The sequence below is a fragment of the Streptomyces sp. H39-C1 genome (genome assembly GCF_027158125.1).
Classification (GTDB): Bacteria; Actinomycetota; Actinomycetes; order Streptomycetales; family Streptomycetaceae; genus Actinacidiphila; species Actinacidiphila fildesensis.
Genome location: NZ_JAPVLS010000045.1, coordinates 1 through 19,405 on the forward strand (window position 1 = coordinate 1; position 19,405 = coordinate 19,405).

13 protein-coding genes are annotated in these 19,405 nt (G+C 67.9%); 5 read left to right on the forward strand and 8 right to left on the reverse strand.

What is annotated here, in order from left to right; genetic code table 11:
• Positions 1–573: 573 nt before the first annotated feature.
• From fxlM to O3W51_RS27060, 6 genes are all read right to left on the reverse strand, one after another.
• Positions 574–2,652: a methyltransferase, FxLD system gene (gene fxlM, locus O3W51_RS27035; protein ID WP_269287596.1), complete on the reverse strand. Its 2,079-nt coding sequence runs from the start codon at positions 2,650–2,652 to the stop codon at positions 574–576.
• Between the two features lie 30 nt (positions 2,653–2,682).
• Positions 2,683–3,945 carry a lanthionine synthetase C family protein gene (locus O3W51_RS27040; protein WP_269287597.1) on the reverse strand — a complete coding sequence of 421 codons (1,263 nt, stop codon included), beginning with the start codon at positions 3,943–3,945 and terminating at the stop codon, positions 2,683–2,685.
• On the reverse strand, positions 3,942–7,013 hold the full coding sequence (locus O3W51_RS27045) for a lantibiotic dehydratase (protein ID WP_269287598.1): 3,072 nt from the start codon (positions 7,011–7,013) through the stop codon (positions 3,942–3,944). Before O3W51_RS27045 ends, O3W51_RS27040 begins: the two co-directional genes overlap by 4 nt.
• An 86-nt stretch (positions 7,014–7,099) precedes the next feature.
• Positions 7,100–7,246 (reverse strand): FxLD family lanthipeptide, encoded by a 147-nt coding sequence (fxlA, locus tag O3W51_RS27050; RefSeq protein ID WP_164294782.1) that lies wholly within the window; start codon positions 7,244–7,246, stop codon positions 7,100–7,102.
• A gap of 457 nt (positions 7,247–7,703) precedes the next feature.
• Positions 7,704–7,859 (reverse strand): hypothetical protein, encoded by a 156-nt coding sequence (locus tag O3W51_RS27055; RefSeq protein ID WP_269287599.1) that lies wholly within the window; start codon positions 7,857–7,859, stop codon positions 7,704–7,706.
• A complete protein-coding gene (locus O3W51_RS27060) occupies positions 7,856–8,053 on the reverse strand; it encodes a hypothetical protein (RefSeq protein WP_269287600.1) in 198 nt (65 codons plus the stop codon). Before O3W51_RS27060 ends, O3W51_RS27055 begins: the two co-directional genes overlap by 4 nt.
• A gap of 498 nt (positions 8,054–8,551) precedes the next feature.
• On the opposite strand from O3W51_RS27060, the gene O3W51_RS27065 reads away from it, so the two are divergent.
• Both O3W51_RS27065 and O3W51_RS27070 read left to right on the forward strand, forming a co-directional pair.
• Positions 8,552–9,772, forward strand: coding sequence for a helix-turn-helix domain-containing protein (locus tag O3W51_RS27065; RefSeq protein WP_269287601.1), 1,221 nt, complete (start codon positions 8,552–8,554; stop codon positions 9,770–9,772).
• Positions 9,769–10,419, forward strand: a complete 651-nt coding sequence (locus tag O3W51_RS27070) for a GNAT family N-acetyltransferase (protein ID WP_331284095.1) — start codon at positions 9,769–9,771, stop codon at positions 10,417–10,419. Before O3W51_RS27065 ends, O3W51_RS27070 begins: the two co-directional genes overlap by 4 nt.
• A gap of 86 nt (positions 10,420–10,505) precedes the next feature.
• Here O3W51_RS27070 and O3W51_RS27075 read toward each other — a convergent pair whose 3' ends face one another.
• Positions 10,506–10,874, reverse strand: a complete 369-nt coding sequence (locus O3W51_RS27075) for a hypothetical protein (protein WP_269287602.1) — start codon at positions 10,872–10,874, stop codon at positions 10,506–10,508.
• Positions 10,875–10,892: 18 nt separating this feature from the next.
• Positions 10,893–14,855 (reverse strand): polymorphic toxin-type HINT domain-containing protein, encoded by a 3,963-nt coding sequence (locus O3W51_RS27080; RefSeq protein WP_269287624.1) that lies wholly within the window; start codon positions 14,853–14,855, stop codon positions 10,893–10,895.
• A 525-nt stretch (positions 14,856–15,380) separates the two neighbouring features.
• On the opposite strand from O3W51_RS27080, the gene O3W51_RS27085 reads away from it, so the two are divergent.
• The 3 genes from O3W51_RS27085 to O3W51_RS27095 all read left to right on the forward strand — a co-directional run bounded on the left by O3W51_RS27085 (position 15,381) and on the right by O3W51_RS27095 (position 19,197).
• Positions 15,381–15,815 carry a hypothetical protein gene (locus O3W51_RS27085; RefSeq protein WP_269287603.1) on the forward strand — a complete coding sequence of 145 codons (435 nt, stop codon included), beginning with the start codon at positions 15,381–15,383 and terminating at the stop codon, positions 15,813–15,815.
• A gap of 155 nt (positions 15,816–15,970) precedes the next feature.
• Entirely contained in the window at positions 15,971–17,626 is a 1,656-nt protein-coding gene (locus O3W51_RS27090; protein ID WP_269287604.1) for a S1 family peptidase, read from the forward strand.
• Positions 17,627–17,952: 326 nt separating this feature from the next.
• Entirely contained in the window at positions 17,953–19,197 is a 1,245-nt protein-coding gene (locus O3W51_RS27095) for an acyltransferase family protein (RefSeq protein WP_269287605.1), read from the forward strand.
• The last annotated feature ends 208 nt before the right edge of the window (positions 19,198–19,405 follow it).

The following is a 19,405-nucleotide window of genomic DNA, read 5'->3' on the forward strand; positions in this document are numbered from 1 at the left end:
CTGAAAACCCTCGGAGCCGACAACATCGCCAAGACCACCCGGGCGATCCGCGACGAACCCCAACGAGCACTCCCCATCCTGGGCATCACCAACGAACCGGTCACCTAAGGAACTTGATCAAGCCCTGGGCGCTGACCACACCGGGAAAGCGCCAAAACAGAACCGGCGGCCGGGCCCCTGCCCGGTCGCCGGTTCTGCTGTACGGAGCACCGGGTGCCTCACGCTGGATCTGCCCCCGACGGCCTCCGGTTGGACGGGGCTCGTGGAGGCTCGCCGTGACGCTGGGGGCGGCGTCGGCACCGGAGGTGTCCCGCGAACGCTGTCAGACGACGGTCGGAAGAGCCTGAAGCCGGTCGCGGAACTCAAGGACCGACGGCACCCCGGCGTACGGCTGCAGGTAGTTGCTGAACTTCGTCAGCCGGACGTATGCCCGGTCGAAGCGAACGCGGTTCTCCAGCAGCTCCAGGCCAAGGCGGCGTCCGGGGCGCCGTCCAAGTCCTGGGCGGCCAGGCGTGCCGTGGCGAGGCGGCCCGCCACCGGCCGCACCCCTCAGGTCTGCGCAATCTCCACTGATTACCAGTTGATGGTCAGGCGGGTATCAGGACGGGCAATTCGAGCGCCCGGGGCGATTTGGTCCTCGGGCGTGGTGGCGGGGTATGCGGTGACGATGGGTTGTGCTGGCCTGTCCTGGCTCCAGCGGTGCAGGAGGTCGTTGACCTGGCCGACAAGTTTGCTGCTGTCCGGGCCGTGCGCGATGAGGCCCAGCTCGTTGGCTGCGTCGCTGACGGGGCGGGCGGCGATGTAAACGATCGTGCCCTCGTCGTAGAGGCCCGCGCCGGCCCATCGCATGGCAGGGTCGGCCAGGCCGAGGGTGCGGGCGGAGGCGCTGACGGACAGGCGGCTGAAGCGCAGGCCGGTGGGGAAGGTGGCGAGCCACAGGTCGAGATGGGCGGCGGGTTCGTCGTGGCGGACTTCGATCCCGGTCCACTGCTGGTGGGCGGGGTGGGTCAGGGCTTTCGCGAGGGCAACTTCGTCGGGCAGGTCGTCGGCGCCGATCTTGAGGACGACCTCGTCGGCGAGCTGGACGTGGCGCTCGCCCATCTCGGAGGCGCCGCGCATTGGCACGAATCCGCAGACTTCGGCGTTGGTGCTGAGCATCCGGGCGTCTGTGGTGCGGTCGAAGGCGAGCGAGCGGGTCAGGCCGCTGCCGTGCAGGCGAAGCGGCACGACCAGGCGTCCGCCGACAGCGAGCTGCTGCCACCAGGCGGCGGAGATGTCCCACGCGCCGGCGGTGACGATGATCCTGTCGAACGTCTTACCGCTGGGGTCACCGAGGGCGCCGTCGCCGCAGATCACTTCGACCTGGTCGTATCCGGCCGCGGCCAGACCAGTGCGGGCGCCGGCGGCCAGGTCGTCGTCGAGTTCGATGGTCACCACCGAGCCGGTCGGGCCAACCAGCTCCGCTAGAAGCGCGGCATTGATGCCGGTGGCCGCGCCGATCTCCAGGACGCGCTGGCCCCGCCGGACGTCGAGCTGTTCGAGCATGGTGGCCACCATGCTCGGACTGGAGGCGGAAGAAATCGCGCTGCCGTCTTCCGCTCGTTTGGTCACCACGGGCTTGGGGGCGTAGGCGGTCGCCAGGTCCACGCCGGGCAGGAAGACGTGCCGGGGCACGGCGCGAAAGGCGTCCTTGACCTGGGGAGTGCGGAAGTTCCCGAGGCGGTCGATCCTGGCGATGAGGGCTTCGACCAGCTCGTGGGGGTCGAGGGCCGGGGCGTCGGTGGAGTGCATGGTCACGGGCCTGACTGTAGTGGGATGAACGGGATCGTTATGGCCGCTTTGCGGTAGTGAGCTGGGTATCGGTTCCCGGTGGAAGATCACGCGGCTCGCGGCAGTGGCCAGGGCGCTTTGGTGGGCTGCGGAGATGCCGTGCCGGTTGAAGGCGAACAGCAGATGATCGGTGAGCACGGCCCGCAGGCCACGGGCAAGGCGTCCGCAGCGGGCCAGATCGGCGATAGCGGCTCCCGCGTTCTCGAAAGCGGCGGGCCAGTCGGGCGCCAGGACGAGGGGGCTGTCTTCACTATCGCTTTTGGCGGTGATGAGCGTCTGCACCGCAGCGAGCGTGCCCGGGGAGGGCTCGATGTGTCCTTGGCTCCCGCGGTGCTCGGCGACCTGGGCCCAGATGTCGCCCTGCTCGTAGAAGTCCTGGCCGGCAGCGAGCATCATGCGGGTGGCCAGCCGGACACCCAGCTCGCGGCGAAGGTCTCCTTCCCCCTGCGTACCGGCGAGATGGTGCAGGACGTGGCGGCTGTCGGTGTGGAAGAGGTTATGGGCCACGTGCATGGCTTCCGGTCCGCCGAAGCGCCGAGTCTCCGGCTCGTAGATGACGCTTTCGGCGTGGTGGATCACGGCGCGGCCGGTGAGTGTCTGGGTCAGCTCTGCGAGGAAGAGGTCCGCGTCGCGGTCACCGGCAGGCAGGACGCGCAGTCGCCATGATTCGCCTTTTCGGATGAACCACCAGGCGGTGATCTCGCCGCTGTGTTCGGCGTCGATCAGCAGTGGTCCCAGGTGGCGGGCGGCCATCTGTTCGGCGGCCTGCCAGGTCTCGCACCACAGGTTGACCTGCCGCCAACGGCTGTCGGGTTCGCGCATCGTCGCAGTCCAATCGGTGTGAGGCGGTGTTCAGCCGAGGAGAAGGCAGGCTGGCCAGCCGCCGTGCGTGCCGGTTGCGAGGGTGTGCAGCGTCAGGGCGACGCCAGCGCTTCCTTCGATCAGGCCCGGCAGGGCTCCAGGCGGGACGTGGCGGGCCTGGGTGAGGAGCGTGTCGACCAGCCGCGGAAGGTGGGCGGCGATGTCGGGGGTGGCCGCGTCGGCGGCGGCGTGCCGGACCGTCATGAGCAGGCCGGCCCAGCCGTGGCACAGGGCGGGGTCGCTGATGCGGGCAAGCTGGACGGGGTCTGCCAGGCAGCGCGCCAGAGCATCTTCGGCCGCCTGCTGGCGTGCTCGGTCGCCGAGGGCGAGGGCGGCCAGTTGCTGGGCGCGGGCCAGGCCGGGCGTGCCGTAGCACCACGAGGGCCGCAGCGGTCCGCCTTGATGAGGCTGGCCGGCGTGGAGTTCGGGCAGGCTGATCCGCTCGGGCCACCACGGTCCCGCCGGTGCCTGTTGCCTCCAGTCCTCCAGCCACCGGCAGATCCGTTCGATGGCGGCGGCCTGCCCGTCGACGGTCACCGCCTGCCGCATCGCCAGGGACAGGAGCGCGAGGAGGCCGGAACAACCGTGCGCCATACCGAAGTTGGCCTCACCGGCAGCGAAGGCGGGATCGCGGTCGCGGGCGGAGCTGTCGGAGGTCCACCAGCCCGGCGCACCTGCTCCCGCCTCGTCGGCCGCCGCCACGGGCTCGGTCAGCCGCACCAGATAGGCCAGGACTTGGCGCACCAGGTCTCCGCCGGGGTCCCGGTGGAGGAGATGGGCACCCAGTCCGACGAGTCCGCGCGTGAGGTCGAACTCGTACTGTGAGGGGCGCTGCGCAGCGTCGATGCGGGCGTGGGCGGCTGCGATGCGGGTTCGCACCAGCTGGGTGACGCCGTCATTGAGGCGGCTTGTGGCGCCCGGGTAGCCGCCGGGGGCCGCGACCTGGAGGGCGAAGGCGAGCGCGGGGGCACCGAACCACAATCCGGCGCCTGGCCCGGCGGTCAGATCGTCGCGAGTGGCGCGGGCCAGCCACGCGCGCACCGGCTTGTCGTCGGCCAGACCGTACCGGGCGCGCAGTCCGTGCAGGACGGCGACGCCCGCGGCGCCCTTGGACAGTGACTGGTCGCGCCAGCGGGGACTGCCCGGGCTGTAGTCATCGCCGTGCTCCGACGGCGGCGGCACGGTCAGGTCAGCGGCGAGGTGGTCGGCCATGGCCTCGGCAGCGGCCTGCTGCCTGGTCTCCAGCACAGTCATCGGTTGATCTCCTCCCGCTCCATCCTCTGGCCTGAGGCCCAGGCCAGGGCGATGGCCCGCGCGAGTTTGTGCGTCATCGCCTCGGCGTCGAGGCCGTGGGCGCGGATGTGGTGTAGGTGCAGCAGCGAGGTGAGGACCGAGCCGGGCGTCACCCGGGTGGTCGCGGGAGTGAGACAGGCGGCATACCGGGCTGCGGCCTGGGCCCGCGCAGCCCAGGCGGCGACGATCTGCGGGCCGCCGGGCAGCTCATCAAGGACCTGGCCGCCGGCGATCAGCAACGTCTGCTGGCGCATGTCGCGATCCCGCACAGGCTCGCCGCCTGCGAGCTGGGGGTGGTCGATGAGCCAGCGCAACCCCGCCGATCGGCTGCCCGTCATCGCGACCGTCAGGTCGGCCAGGCTTGCTGCGGTCAGGGCCTGCGGATGCAGGTCGCCGGAGAGGGACAGCGCAGCGAGCTGGGTGCAGACGGCTGCGGAGTCGGCGGCGAACAGCGCTTCGGCCGCCGCCATGGCTGCCCCAGTCCCGTACCGCCCGATCTCCGGTTGGTAGGCGTCGAAGGCAATCTCTCCGACGAGGCCGCGCTGCCGCAGTCCGTTCGCCCAGGCCACCACCCGGCCGGCCGCGAGGGCACAGTCCGCATCGTGCAGCCGGACGCGCAGGTGCGGGGCGGGATGGCGGTAGCGGACGAACCACCACTGGGGCGGCGTGACCCACCGGGCCAAGAGGGCCGGCACATGGTCGGTCAGCAGGGTGTCGAAGACCTCCGGGCGCCCGTACAGCTTGACGTACACCACGCCCTTTCCCGGGTGGCGCGCTGCCAGCGGCAGCGGTGCCGGTCCGGTCAGGAACGCGGGCGCTGGGGCGGGCGGCGCGGTCGCGACGAGCGGAATGACGATCTCGTGCGCCCGGCCGCCGAACCATCCGTGGTCGGCTGCAGCGGGCGCCTCGGTCAGCGTGACCGGGCCGGTGGCCGCGTCCAGGTGTGCGCGGAGCAGGTCGCGGTCCATGGCCTCGTCCAGGTTCAGCCGCAACTGCCGGTCGCCGGAACCGACGGCGATGTTCGTGGGAAGGCGCCGCTGTTCGCGGATCGTGTCGAGGGCCGTAGCCCATTCGCGCCGTGGCGCCGTGGGGCCGGACAGGTCGGCCGGGCGCAGGCGCCACTGGGCAGGTGCCAAAATGCTGCGGCCGTAGCGCAGACGCGGCAGGAAGGGCAGGCCGGAGGCGGCGCCCCAGTCGAAGGACATCACCTGGGGGTGAGCGGAGCGCGGGATCTCGAACAGCAGACGCGCCAGGGGCGGCATCGTGTGCTGAGCCCCGGTATGGGGGAGCATCGGCTCCACCACCCGCCGCCGGGACAGCGACACCACGTACAGCCTGTGCTGGTCAGCAGCGACCGCGAGGTCCCGCACCGGGATGCGACCGGCGCCCGGCTCACGGTGCTCGGCCAGGGTGACCATGTCTGCCAGCACACTCGGGACGCGCAGGATGTTCTCCTGCCGTACCTCCTGGGGTGGAAAGGACAACTGCGCGGCGAGCGCGCCTGCAACCCCGGGCGGCAGCTGGGCATACAGGTCGGACACCTGCTGCCCCTCGGGCTCATCCAACAGGGCCAGGAACCTGCCGGTATTCGCACCCAGCCGGCCGAACCCCCGCAGGCCCAGGGCAAAGTCGCCGCTGTCCAAGGCGGACGTCGTGGTGGCGCGGACATCAACCCACAGGTCAACGGGTGATACCGGCCGCTGACTTTCCCCGGCGGCCAGCGCCTGAAGGCGCTCCTCGTTGAGGACGACCTCACCGGCGCCGTCCAGCGCGGCCTGCTGGGCCACAGTGAGCAGGGCCTCATCGCGTAGTGACAGTTCCCGGCCACCGGGGTGTGCGAAGTGGCGGGGAACGCCGAGCCCGGTCGTGGGATCGACGAGCTGTTCGACCGCCACCAGCGTGCCTGGCCCGTACCGGCCGAGGAACCGGCCGTGGTATTCGCGCCATGACGCGTTGCCTGCGGGGGCCGGGCTCAGCCGGATGAGTGCACTGGCCGCTTCGGCTGCTTCTCGCGCTACCGCCTGGGGTAGCACCACCGTGGTCCCGAGCCGCAGATCAGCGGTGAGGGGCTGGTCGACGGCGTCGGAGATCGCACGCATCCGCGCCGAAGTCTCGCGCCTGCCACGCCACTGTGGCCATGGCTCGGAACGGTCGGCTGCCCGTAACAGGGTGTGAATCGCGTGTAGTTCACCGGCCAGCGCTTGCGTCTGGGGAAGGTTGGCCGCGTCCGCCTCGTCCAGCCGGTCCAAGAGGTACGCGAGGGCGTCGGTGGCCGTCGAGGGGGGACGCAGGCTGCTGATCAGCACGCCCTGCGTGATCAGCTCGCCCACCAGCGCCTCCAGGGCCTGCACGGAGGCGCCGGGGTATTCGGCAGCGACCTTGACGACCAGGGCGCCTGCCCGAATAGGGGACGTGGCCAGCTTCCGGATCATCCGCACCACCGGGATGTGCCGCACCGACACCTCGCCCGGCGGGCGGGCGGAGGTGGCGTGGGGGGACCAGGACACGACGAGTCGCTCACCGCGGACGACGGCCAAGTCGTTCATCTGCACCGGCAGTCGGCGCCGCAGTTCCGTACAGGCTTCGAGACGGGCGATCACGTGAGCGAGCCACACCGCGTCCACCTGAGCGCGGGTCTGGTGGGCTTCCGTCCACCGCACCGAGGCGCGCGGGCCGAAGCGCGCCGTGCTCACACCGGCGAAAGCCCCGAAGGGGGTAGCCCGGCCGCGCATCCGCACAAGGTAGCGCGCCAGAGCCAGAGCCATGCGGCGCACCTGCCCGGCATCCGTCGGCTGTCCGGCGAGCGCAGCGTCGATCTGCTCGGCCAGTACCGGGCTGGCGATCGCGACAGCCTCGGCAACTGGCCGGTTCGCCCATGCCGCAGTGAGCCATCCGACCCACTGCGCGTCGTCAACGTCCGGGGACAGCCCAGGCCAGGGCGCGGTCCCCGCCTGATCGGTGTGCACGCTCGCCCGCAGCATCGCCGTCCCGGTCTGCCGGTAATACGGCATCCGCTGCGCTGCCTTCACCTCGCGCCTCCCGGGCAACTGGTCCTTCATTCGGTGACGGGGGCCTGCGGCGGGAACTCCCGCCGCAGGCCCCCGCAGTGACCAAGTCAGCAGTCGCCGTCCGTCTTGGTGTCACAGCCGTCGTCGGTGCTGCTCAGCAGCGCCGCCGCCACAGGCCCGGCTGTGACGATCCTGACGTCCAGGTCGAGGTCGACCGCGTCGGCCGCGGGGCGAGTGGTGGTGCTGGTGTTCATGGCAGTCCTCCTGCTCGTAGGTGTGTCGCGCATTTCGGTGCTTGATGGCCAGGTGCCGCCGCACGGAGCGTAGTGACGCAACCACGCCCCGGCGGCGGTTCCCGGCCATCCCCGCACGCGGGCGTCGTGCACCGCGTGCGGAGGTCTGGCGGCTCCCTTCGGCCCAGCCGCAGAGAGCGGGTCGTCCTGGGCACAGGCGTTGACCGGCCCAGCGACGGCTGCCGCGACGTCCACGGACATCAAGTGGTTCACCTTGCGGAACGGCAGGCAGCAGTGATGGCAGTCCAGCGGTTGGCACAGGGTCGTGGGCTGCATGATGACCGCGCTCGGGACCTCGGCGAGGCGCTGGACAGTGTCCGGCCAGTGCGTGGACGGCATCGTGACCGCCATGACGGCATCTCCATTCGTTGCATGCGCGCAGTGCGGACCAGCAGATCCCGTTCCGTGGAGCGGGTGGCTATGCGGCCGGCGGGTCGAGATCCGGTACGCAGCGGGGAACGACCGGCGGAGGAGCAGCCTCCGGCTGGCCGTGGACACTGACGCCGAGAGCGACCAGGCCGAGCACGTTGCCCAGGATGATCAGGAGTCCGGCCACCGCTCCATCGCGGCTCACGGCCGGGCCTGTTCGAGGTCATCGATCTGCGCCAGATGCTCCAGGCCGCCGCCGACGGGCCGCAGCCACACATAGGACGCCTGCGGGTCGACGCAGTTGTACCCGGAGCCGATCTGCGTGATCTCCCCCTCCACGCCGACGGTCCGGTCTCTGACGAAAGCGCCCTTGTGGATCCAGGCAGGTGCATCCGTCATTACGCCTCACCCCCGACCTTGTCGGGCCGGCGCTGCTGTTCCCTGCGCAGGAACCGAGTCAGGCCACGCTCGGAGCGAGCCGTCAGCGCGGGGCTGGGTGCGCCGAAAGCCCTCCACCCGGCCTCGGCGAGATATCGGCTTCGGATGAGGTCGCCGGGGGTCCGGCGTGGGAGATCGGGATCGTTGTGGTCGGGCAGCTTCCGCCGTTCGGCGCCGATCATCGGTCTACCTCCGTAGTAGCGGGTGCCGCCCCGCCCCGTCGGGGGTGGCAAGGCAGGACGGCGGAACGGGAAGCCGCGCCGCCATGGAGTAAGGCAGGCCCGGACTGCGCGGCTCCCACGATGCAAACGCAGAGTGATCGGACGCGTACAGGGCAAAGCCAGCGCGCGCGGGCCGCACCTCACCGGACTACTTGACCGCCTCTTTACCCGCCCTCTGTGATGCAGGACACGGCAGCTCTACCGTGAGGACATGAGGAATGCGGCCCTTCAATCCCGCATGCGGGAGCGAAAGTTACGCCAGCGCGAGTTGGCCGAACTGGTCAATGACGCGATCCGCCAGCTCACCGGAAGGCCCGGTGAAGTCTCCGAGCGCGTGGTCCGACGCTGGCTCACCGGACAAACCCGTTGGCCGCAAGAACGACAAAGGCTCGCGCTGGAGGCAGTATTCGGGTGCCCCATCCTGGAACTGGGCTTCATCCCGCGAGGGGCATCCGTACCCGTACCGCCGGAGGAACCCGTGCACCGCCGCTCCTTCATCACCGCCACCGCTGCCCTGTCCGCCCCTGCGCTTGCCGCCCCACGGGTCGGATCCAGCGACATCGAACGACTGGAGACCAAGTTCGCGGCGCTCATCGCCAGCGATCACCGGCACGGCGGACGCGTCACCATTGAAACCCACGCACTGGCCCTGGCCGATGAAGCCCTCACTCTCCAGCAGTTCGGCACGGCCAGCCAGCGCATCCGGGGCGGCCTCTACGCCTGCGCGGCGGCCTTCACCTCCAGCGCCATGTGGGCCGCCATCGACGGACGGCGTTTCGACACCGCCCTACGGCACTTCGACCGCGCCTCCAGCCTCGCCGCGATGTCCGGCGACCCGACCATCCAATTCCGCATCTGGTCCCACGCCGGCACCCTCTACCGGCACATAGGCCGGCCCGCCGACGCGCTGGCGACCAACGATGTCGCGCGCAACCTGAGCATCGGTCGGCGCGACCCGATGTTCGCCTCCCTCGGACACGCCCGCCACGCCGCGATCCACGCCGTCACCGGCAACACCGGCGCGACCCAGCGCGCCTTCGGCCACGCCCAGGAAGCCTTCGACCACGCCGACCCGCACGCCGACCGCCCGCTCTGGCTCAAAGCGTTCTATGACCAAGCGGAGATCGACAGCCTCGCGCTGTCCGCATACCTCAGCCTCGGCAACTACGAACAGGCCGAAGCCCACGCCCACCGCAGCCTGGCCATCCTCCGCCCCCACATGCACCGCAGCCGCGCCATCACCACCACCCGACTCGCGCAAGCCCAGCTAGGACAAGGAGACCTCGAACCCGCGGTCGCCACCGCCATGTCTGTTCCTGCCGACGCCGCCACCCGCCACGTCCGCGTCGCCGGCATGCTCCACTCCTTCACCACCAAACTCCACGCCACTGCCCCGAACAGCCCGGCCGCCCACGACTGGGACGAGTACGCCCACGACACCCGGAGGAACCCCGCATGAACACCGCCACCGGCCTCCGGCTTCGCCACACCACCACCGTGGCGCCCGTCTGGGACACCCTCATCGGCATCTACGCCGAAGTACGAGCCGACCTCATCCACCTGCCGCACTACTCCGTCGAGCGGTACAGCGAACGCCTCGGCCGCCACGCCGCAGAGCCCGGATGGGAAGCCGTCATCGGCTACGACGGCGAACAACCGGTCGGATACGCCTACGTCAACACCCTCCAGCCCGGCGACCGCTGGTGGACACGTATGACCACCGTCCTGCCCGACGGCTACACCACTACCCCGACGGTGGCGCTGAAAGAAATCATGCTCAGAGTGCCGTGGCGCGGGACGGGAGCGGCCCGGCGCATCCACGACGATCTCCTCGCCGCACGCGCAGAGGAACGGGTAACGCTCCTGGTCAACCCGAAGGCAGGCGAGGGGAAGGTCCAGGCGCTGTACGAGACATGGGGATACCAGCCGTACAGCGAACAACAGCCTTCCCCCGAATCCCCACGGCTCGTCGCCATGATTCGCAACCGGTCCGCGTCCCCGCTCCCACCCGCAAAGCTCAGGGGCGAGCCGGGTGGCGTCGGCAAGACCGAGGCTTCCGGAGACGATCATCAGGATATTTCCGGGTGCGGATCGCCGTCTGCTTGACGACGTTGACGCAACACCCGCTTACATTGTCGGAAGTCCAAGAAGCCCCGATGGAACATCGGGGCTTCTTGGACTTCCGGTCGAAACTACTGATTCAGCTGACGGATGGCTGAGGTGAAACCTGCAGCAACCGCGAGAAGATTCTCGCGATACGCTCCGACTCGCACATGGAATGTCTCCTCGGTTGCGAAGAGGGACGGTGTGCAAGTTAGAAGCGCATGGATTGCATGCGCTTCCTCGAGGGATACATCCAACATGACGCGACTCCCGACTTCGGCACGTTCCGCGCCAGCGAGAATCCCTTCCAGCCTTCCTCCAGTCGAACCCAGCATGAGGTCGACCTCGGCCGAACTTTGAACGCTTTCCAGGAAGGCGGAAAGGGAGCTGGCCAACAGCCAGTGCTGCGATTCCGTCAACCTGATGCGATACCCACCGGGAATTTCTTCAACCTGCACTTTAGTCCTCATTAGACCTCACGGAATCAGATCGTATCGGGCTGCGAAATCGGATGGACTCATCTTATACCCGTGAATCATACGAGTCGTCTTGATTATTGCCACACCCTTGTCGGCATCGTAGAGTGCGAACGCTTGCGACGAACCCGGTTCGATCCGATTGTCGATGTGAGTGTACTTCGCATTACGGAATCCCGCGAAGTAGTCGGCCAATGCTGCGGGATCGTGACCAATCCCCGGAATGTCATGACTCGCCGCGCGCCCCAGATCCGATCCGTGCATTACCTGTTCGTTATAGTCGACGCCATCGGCGATTTGAGGTCCGTATTTATCGTCGATCGCGTTATACGCATTGTTGGAAATACCCGCTGCGCTACCAGTGCACTTGCTGTTGTGGACAAGAATCGGCGTGGCACCTGCGAGTACGTAGTACGTATGGAGGTTTTCGACCGTGAGGTTATAGGTGCGTGCGTGTTGATCGTAGGCGCGGTTGACCTGGACGTGAACGGTGGTCTTCCCAGTACTCAGGAGAGTGTCACCGGATTTGAGATCACGCGCCTCGATCCAGCGGTGTGCGGCGGGGCTCCAGAACGGATGCTCGTAGGTAGCTGTGACCTTCTGAGGACCGCTGCGGGTCACGATGGTCAGTTCGTTGAAGTGCTTGTCCCCTTCGGTGACAATCAGACGGTCAACCGTGTGCGGTTGCGTCTCTCCTGTGACCGGATTGGTTGCAAGGACTTTATCACCTTGCCTTATGTCCTCGATGTTCCGAGTTGAGGAGTTGCCCATTAGTACTTTAGTGCCGGCCAAGAAGCATTTTGTGCAACTTTGCTTCAGTGCCTGCAGTTCTTCGTATGTCCGCGCCAGGAGCTTCAGCTTTGATGCGAATATTACGTCCGTAGTAAGTTGTGCGCACGCATCAAGATCACGATATCTAGCGCAGTTTTCTAGCTCACCGAGGCCGAGTATATTCTTTTCTATTTCGACCAGTTTGCCGGCCGCATCGTAGATTGTGGGTCCCATGGAGAGAACTTCACAAGCGACCTCGTTGTGCTGGCACCACCGTCCGGGGTTCTCCATGGCATCGCAGCCCAGGACTCCGCACCGATACTGCTCCCGCGCCTGCTCGCCAGGGTCCGACTCAGCTTTCTGCTTGGCTGTGATCTCGGCCTGCCGTTGCGCTTCCTCTTCAGCTTTTGCCTTGGTGACGGCTGCGGTGAGTGCCTCCCACGCCGCAGCTTTCGCAATGGTGGCGTCCTCGCCAGCGGCGACGGCGAGAGCGTGGGCTTGTTGCGAGACGGTCCAAGCAGCGGATGCCGAGACATGCGCCAGTTCCGATGAGGCCGATGCGTCGGCGGCTGAGACCGCCGCATCCGAAGCGGATTGCTTTGCCTCAGCTGCCGCCTTGCGGGCGGTCTTGGCCGAGGCAGCGGCATTGGCGGCGGAAGTTGCAGCGCTTTTCGCATACGAGGCTGCCTGGTCGGCGGAGGTCTTGGCGTCGACGGCCGAGGACTGGGCCTGCTTGGCGTATTCGGCGGCTTCCGCAGCGGCCTTGCGGGCGGTGGCGGCGACCACGCCAGCTTCAGCGGCATTCTGCTGTGCGGTGGCCGCGATGCTGGCTGCATCGGCGATCAACCTATCGATCTGCGCAACGTGAGTGGCAGCCAGCAGATCCTCTCGCAGTGCCTTGTACTGGCCGGCCTGGATGAAATCGTGCAGCAGCTGCGGCGGATCCTCCAGAGCGATACGGGCCGCGGCCTGGACTTCGGGACCGCCGCTGTCGACGAGCTGGGCGGCGCGCACCCGCTCGTCCTGTTTGCGGGCCTCATACTGGCCAGCGGTGATGAACGCACGGTACTTGTCGAGGGACCCCGAGGTCAGCGCGGCATTGCCCGTTTCCTGGACGACGGGCCCGCCGACGGCGACGACCTGGGCGATGTACACGCGGAAGCCCTGTTCGCCAGCTGTGTACTGACCTGCGGTCAAAAACGCGGAGACCTGGGCGTCGTCTCCCTTGAGAGCCGTATCGGCGGCAGTGCGGACCGAGCTGAGGCTGCTCTCCACCGACAGATGCACGACCCGAGTGCGATCGTCCTGCTGCCCGGCCTGCTTCCACCCGGTGCGGATATACGCCACAACGTCGGAATCCGACCCAGCGAGGGCGGCCTCGGCCGTGGCACGACTCCACGGGCCACGGGTCTTCACAGCCTCAAGCGCGATCTTGCGTCCCTTCGTGGCAACGCTCGCGACGTCGGCGCCGGGCTGGGATGCCTCGGTGGCCAGATTCTGCGCCGCGGTATCGAGGTCCTTGTCCTGCTGTGCCGCACTGGCATCGGCGGCTTTGCTGGCGTCGTCCGCAGCCTTCAGGTCTTGGGCCGTCGCGATGCCCTCGTTGGTGCGGGTGGTGAGTTCCTCGGTGTCGACCTGGCGTGCGAGGTCGTGTGTCGCCTTGGCCTGGACGACCGCCGCACTGGCCGTGTTGGCAGCTTCCTTGGCAGCCGTGGCGTGGCGGGTGGATTCAGCTGCAGCGGTGGCGGCTTCGCCGGCGTGAATAGCGGCAAGATCGGCGGCGGCTGCTGCCCCCCTGGCGTGAGTGGCCGCCGATTGGGCAGCATCATGTGCCTGGTTTGCGGCAGTCGCGGCCTGGCGGGCCAGAGCCCCGGCAGCATTGGCCGCCCGAGTGGCTTCCTTCGCATGGCGGCGCGCGGATGCGGCTGCGGCTTTGGCCTCAGTGGTGCGTCGGTCGGTCTGATTGGCATATCCGCTGGCCTCGTCAGCCGCATCCGCGGCGGCCGTGGCGTTGGCACCAGCACTGGCGGCTGAGGTTGCGGCAACGGCTGCGTCTGTTGCTGCGATCCCGGCCTGTTTGGCAGCCTCCGCAGCCGTGTCCGCGCCGGTGGCGGCAGCGCGGGCAGCATCGGCCGCCGTACTTGCGGCATGACCCTGGGAGGCGTCGGTGGCTGCTGCGGCGGCGGCGCTGCGGGCCCGCGAGGCGGCCTGCGCGGCACCCGCTGCGGCCGAAGCGGCCTGAGAGGCTGCGGTTGCTGCGACACGGGCCGACCTGTTGGCCGCGCTGGCGGCATCGACCGCCTGCTGGGCAGCGGTTGCGGCCTGGCGCGCGGCCGTGGCGGCGCGCTGGGCGGCCGACGCGGCCTTCTCGGTGTCTCCCTTGGCTGCGGCTGCTTCCGCGGCGGCCTGCTTGGCGGCGTCCTTGGCCAGCTTCGAGGCGGTTACCGCGCGCGCCGAAGCGTCCTTGGCTGCCTGAGTCTCGATGCCCGCCTGACGGCCTGCCTCAGCGGCCTGGGCGGCGAGTTGCGCCACCGTGGCGTGTTCCTGGTCACGAGCACGTGCCACGTATTGGCCGACCTGGAGGAACTCGCTGATGTCGTCGGCTGAGCCGTTGAGCGCGAGGTCGCCAGCTATCTGGACATTGGTTCCACCGGTGCTGATGATCTGCGCGACCTGCACCCGGTTGTCCTGCGCGCGCTGGGCGTACTGGCCAGCGTTCAGGAACTTGTTGATGTCATCGGCCGTACCGTTGAGCGCAGCATTGCCCGCCGCCTGAACGTTTGGCCCACCAGCGCTGATGATCCGCGCGACCCGGACCCGCTTGTCCTGCCCCAGCGGAGCTTGCCAGCCATCACGCAGGAATGCTTCCAAATCAACGGGAAGCCCCGACAGAGCCTTGTCAGCGGCTGCCTGCACGCTGCTGCCGCCTATGCTGGCGATCTGGGCAGCAGCAACCCGCTCATCTTGGACGGTGAGGGCTGCCGCCTGGCTGAGGAATTGCAGAACGTCGTCGTCACTGCCTGTCAGAGCGACTTCCGCAGCAGACTTGACCCCAGGACCTCCAGATCTCCAGAACTCGACGACCTTGCCGCGATTTGTGAGCCCGTACACGCCTTGGCTCGCACCGGCGGTGTCTTCGGCGGTAGCGGGGCTAGATCCGAGCAGGCCCAGAAGGAGCGCCATGGGCAGCAGGCTCAAGCATATCGACCGTATCGCGAGGGCCATCCTCCTCCTGGTGTCGTGTGGCTGGACTCTTCGTCTCAAGGGGTCGCCCGTCTCTTCGATTGGCAACTTCCGTTGCCGGATGCCGAATATCGGCCCGCTGAGCATAACCATGCGGGCTTTACACAGACTTCACACTTCAGCGCAATCGAAGGGGATGAATCGGGATCTCTCGCCTATCCGCTGAGACGTCTCGACGTGTGCCGGGCAGTCCCGGCGATCAACTTCCACCCTCCCTATGGATGTCGCTGACCTGCAAAGATTCCCATTCTTCCATCGCATGCGGCGTTGGTTGTGCCGCGCGGCAAGCTGGACCGGTGATCAAGTCGTGCTATTTTCCTACAGCATCTTTACTCGCTCATTACATCTGTGGGGGGCCGCGGATCGGCGCTCACCCATGCCCGGAAGGATCCGTCGGTGTCATCTCGCGCCCGTAGATCGCTACTTACTGCTGCACTCCTCAGCGCAGTTGCTGCCTTGGTGGGGGGCATTTCCTTGGCCTCGACCGCTTCCCCTGCCGTCGCAGCCGACGACACCGCACCGCCCTCTGCGGTTGAGGACTTCGCGTACCCGAATGCCGCAAAGGTTCTGGCGGACAAGGGCATCAAGCTCATCAAGGGAGACGGCCACATCCTGCTGGTCGACTGCGCCGACGCTGCGGCACAGATCAAGGTCATGACCGTCGAGGACGAGACGGTAGGCAGGGCCGGAACCTACTGCTTCAAGGTGAACGCCAAGACTGGTTATCTCGCCTTGGAAGTCCCCCGGGTGTTCTACCTCAAGACCCAGGACCACCCGATCACTGCCGGCCTCACCGCAGGGGGCGAGACTCAGACGGTCGACGTACCCCAGGGCGGCTTCAAGGGCGTCGGCGAAGGCACCGTCGGGGGCGCCCAATCCGTTCTCGTGGCACTCCACGTTACTGGCTGATCGGCCCTGTGTTGCCTCCTTGGGTGTTCGCCCCGCTGACACAGCGGCGCGCCGTCCGACCTCGCAGGCAGTGGCTCGTACCCGCCCGCAGCTTTTGCTGACGCGCGTCCCTCTCCTGCCTTCGAGCAGATGTGCAGATGTAAGGAAATAACATCGTGTTTGACAGACGCTCACGCGCCCCGTGGATACCCGGGCTTCTCGCCACGTGTGCCCTGGCCGCCACCTTGACCGGTGCCCCCGCTGCTCACGCGATTGACGGCGACCCGGCCACCGGCACGTCGTCCGCGTTCACCGCCAAGCTCGCCATTGGTACCGCTGACACCAGCCGCAGCTGCACCGGCACGCTCCTGAATAACCAGTGGGTCATCACCGCGGCAAGCTGCTTCGCCGACGACCCGGCCCAGCCGCTTGCGCTGGCCGCCGGGGCGCCGAAGTTGAAGTCCAGCGCGACGATCGGCCGCATCGACCTGACCGGTAGCGCCGGCGTGGTGCGCCAGATCGTGGAGCTCGTCCCCCGGACCGACCGGGACCTGGTCCTGGCCAAGCTCGACACCCCGGTCCCCGGTGTCCTTCCGCTGCATCCAGCTACGACGGCACCGGTCGTGGGTGAGGCGCTCAAGGGGGCCGGTTACGGCCGTACCAAGGACACCTGGGTTCCCGACACCCTGCACACTGCCACGTTCACCGCCACCCAGGTCAACGCCACCTCCGTGAACCTCGACGGCACCGCGGTCTGCAAGGGCGACACCGGCGCCCCGGCCTTTCGGGACGTCAGCGGCCGTCTCGAACTGGCCGCGGTGGCCAGCACTTCGTGGCAGGGTGGTTGCCTGGGATCGGACGAGACCCGTACCGGAGCCGTCGCCACCCGCGTCGACGACATCGGTCAGTGGATCAAGGACAGTACGGCCAGCACGCTGACGCCCTGGAAGCTGCAGATGCTGACCACGACCAGCAGCGGCCTGTTCCACACCTTCCGCGACAGCAACGGCGACTGGTCCGCGTTCGGTGACGTCCAGCAAGCAGCCGGCAGCATCGGCGACGTCAAGGTCGCCGCGGATGCCGCGATCTCGGGGCAGAACTACGTGTTCGCCATCGGCGGGGACGGTCACCTGTACGAAGGAACCCGGCGCCCCAACGGAACGTGGGTGAAGTTCCGCGACCTCACCGCCGAGACCGGCGCCCTGCCCGGACTCACCCGCATCGCGGTCACCTCCACCGGCAGCGGCCTGGGCTTGATCGCACTCGCGAACGGCCGGATCTACCACAACGTCCAGGACCCGGCCGGGAAGTGGATCAAGTGGGGTGACGTCAGCGCGGCGGTCGGTGTGCTGGGCAATGCCACTCAGGTCACCACCGCACAGGTCGGCACTGAGACGCATGTCGGCGTCGTGGCGGACAAGAAAGCCTTCCATGCTGTCCGGCACGCCAACGGCACCTGGACCGCATGGGGCGAACTCACCCCGAAGGTCACCACCGTCGTGGGGCCGGTCGCTGGCATGGCCTTCGCCGGCACCGGCACCGACCTGCAGACCGTGATCACCGGCACCACCGGTGGCATCGCCCACGGAGTACGTGCCGCCGACGGCACCTGGACCGCGTTCGGAGACCTCAGCGGCGTCATGGGCCACAACGCCGGCACCAGCATCGACGCCGCTGCCGTGGACGGGGAATTCCAAACCGCCCTCGTCACCACCGACGGACACATCCGCCACACTCTGCGCCACGCCAACCGTCAGTGGGACCCCGCCGACGAACCCACCGGCATCCCCGGCACCCCCACCACCGTCGCCATCACCGGCAGCTGGAACTAACCCCCACGCTGTTCGCCGACCCCACATACGAGGCGGGCATGCTCTCTGGAGAGCATGCCCGCCTCGTATGTGCGCCTCCGGCCGGACGACGCTTTACAGGGTCAGCCACTATGCCGACGAGCCGACGCTGGGCGAAGTCATGTCTGGGAGCGTTCTGTCTTGGGTGGCTGGGAGCGGTGGCCTGGGACCGGGGACGCGGTAGGTCGCGACGGTATAGGGCCCGCAAGCTGTGATCTTCCTTTGACACCCATACGTTCTCCACACAAACTGATCATTCCTGTCACAACAGCAGAGCGCCCCTCCGGGAACCGTTCGCGAGGAGCGCCATGCACGGCCGCAGTGCCCTTTTGTCCCGTTTCCGCTGGTCGCATGGCCCGGTCTCAGATTTGTTCTCCGGTCGGGCCAACAGCCTGGGCCTGTTGCGGCTGCTGTTGGCTTCCGCCGTCGTGGTGTCACATGCGCGGATCCTCGGATTCGGTGGCCGTGAGTTCGGCCACACGTTCTCGGGCGGGCAGATCGACCTCGGAAAGATGTCCGTGTTCGGATTCTTTTTCCTGTCCGGCATTCTCGTGACGCGCAGCGGAAACCGGCTCCCCGTCGGGCGCTTCCTGTGGCATCGCGGACTGCGACTGCTGCCCGGCCTGTGGGTATGCCTGGCGGTCACGGCGTTGGTCGTGGCGCCGCTCCTGTACTGGCGCCAGCATGATGACATGGCGGGCTTCTGGGACCACGCGCACGGACCCTTTGCGTATCTGCGGGCGAACTGGGCAGTCGGCGTCGATCAGTGGGGCGTATCCGGTGTCATGGAGACGGCCAGGGCCAAGGGATTGGCATTCAACGATGCCTTCGACGGGGCGCTGTGGTCGCTCAAGTACGAGGTGCTCTGCTACCTCGGTGTGGCGCTGCTCGCCCTGACCGGATCCTTGACCCGCGCCCGGCGCGCCGTCCTTGCCGTGACCGTCCTCATGGGCTGGCTGGTCCTGAGCGATGCGATAAACAACCGCTACATGTCCGGAGCCGCCGCCGCACAGCACGGCGGGCCCTTCGACGTTCCGCTGATGGGCGTCCTCGACGTGGACTGGGTTGTCTACCTGGGCTTCGCCTTCGCCCTCGGTGCGCTGATCGAGCTGTACAAGGAGCGCGTACCGGTCAGCGATCCATTGGGCGTAGTTTGCGGCCTGGTTCTCCTTCTGACGCTGCGCTACGGCGGTTTTTTCGCTTTCGGTGTCCCGGCCTTCGCCTACCTGTTGTTGTGGCTGGCGATCCGGCTGCCGAAGCCGTTCCAGCGAATAGGCCGCAAGCACGACTACTCGTACGGCATTTACATCTACGGCTTCGTCGTGGAACAGGCCCTCGCCGCGCTCGGTGGCGCACGCTGGGGATTCGGCGCCTACCTGGGACTCGCCCTGGGCGGCACCCTGATCGTGGCCATGCTCTCCTGGCACCTGGTCGAACGCCCGGCCATGCGGCTGAAAGACCTCGGAGCCCGCCGCCAGAGCGTTCGACACCACCAGGCGGCAACGCCGGACCACAACACCCAGACGGTTCCTCAACCCTCACCCGTGAATTGAGGCGGAGACTGCCGCGCACCTGCTGATCGCCGGCCATCGAAGTTGTGGGCCTTCCTACCGTTCGACACCGTCCGAACGACCATGCCGAACCACTCGGCCAGAGGTCAGCATGCCCCTGATCTTGCCCGGACCCCCGGGCGGACAGTTGGAAGGTCGGGGACTGCACCGCATCGCCGCCGCGATCCACCACTCCAACGAACAGGTCCGC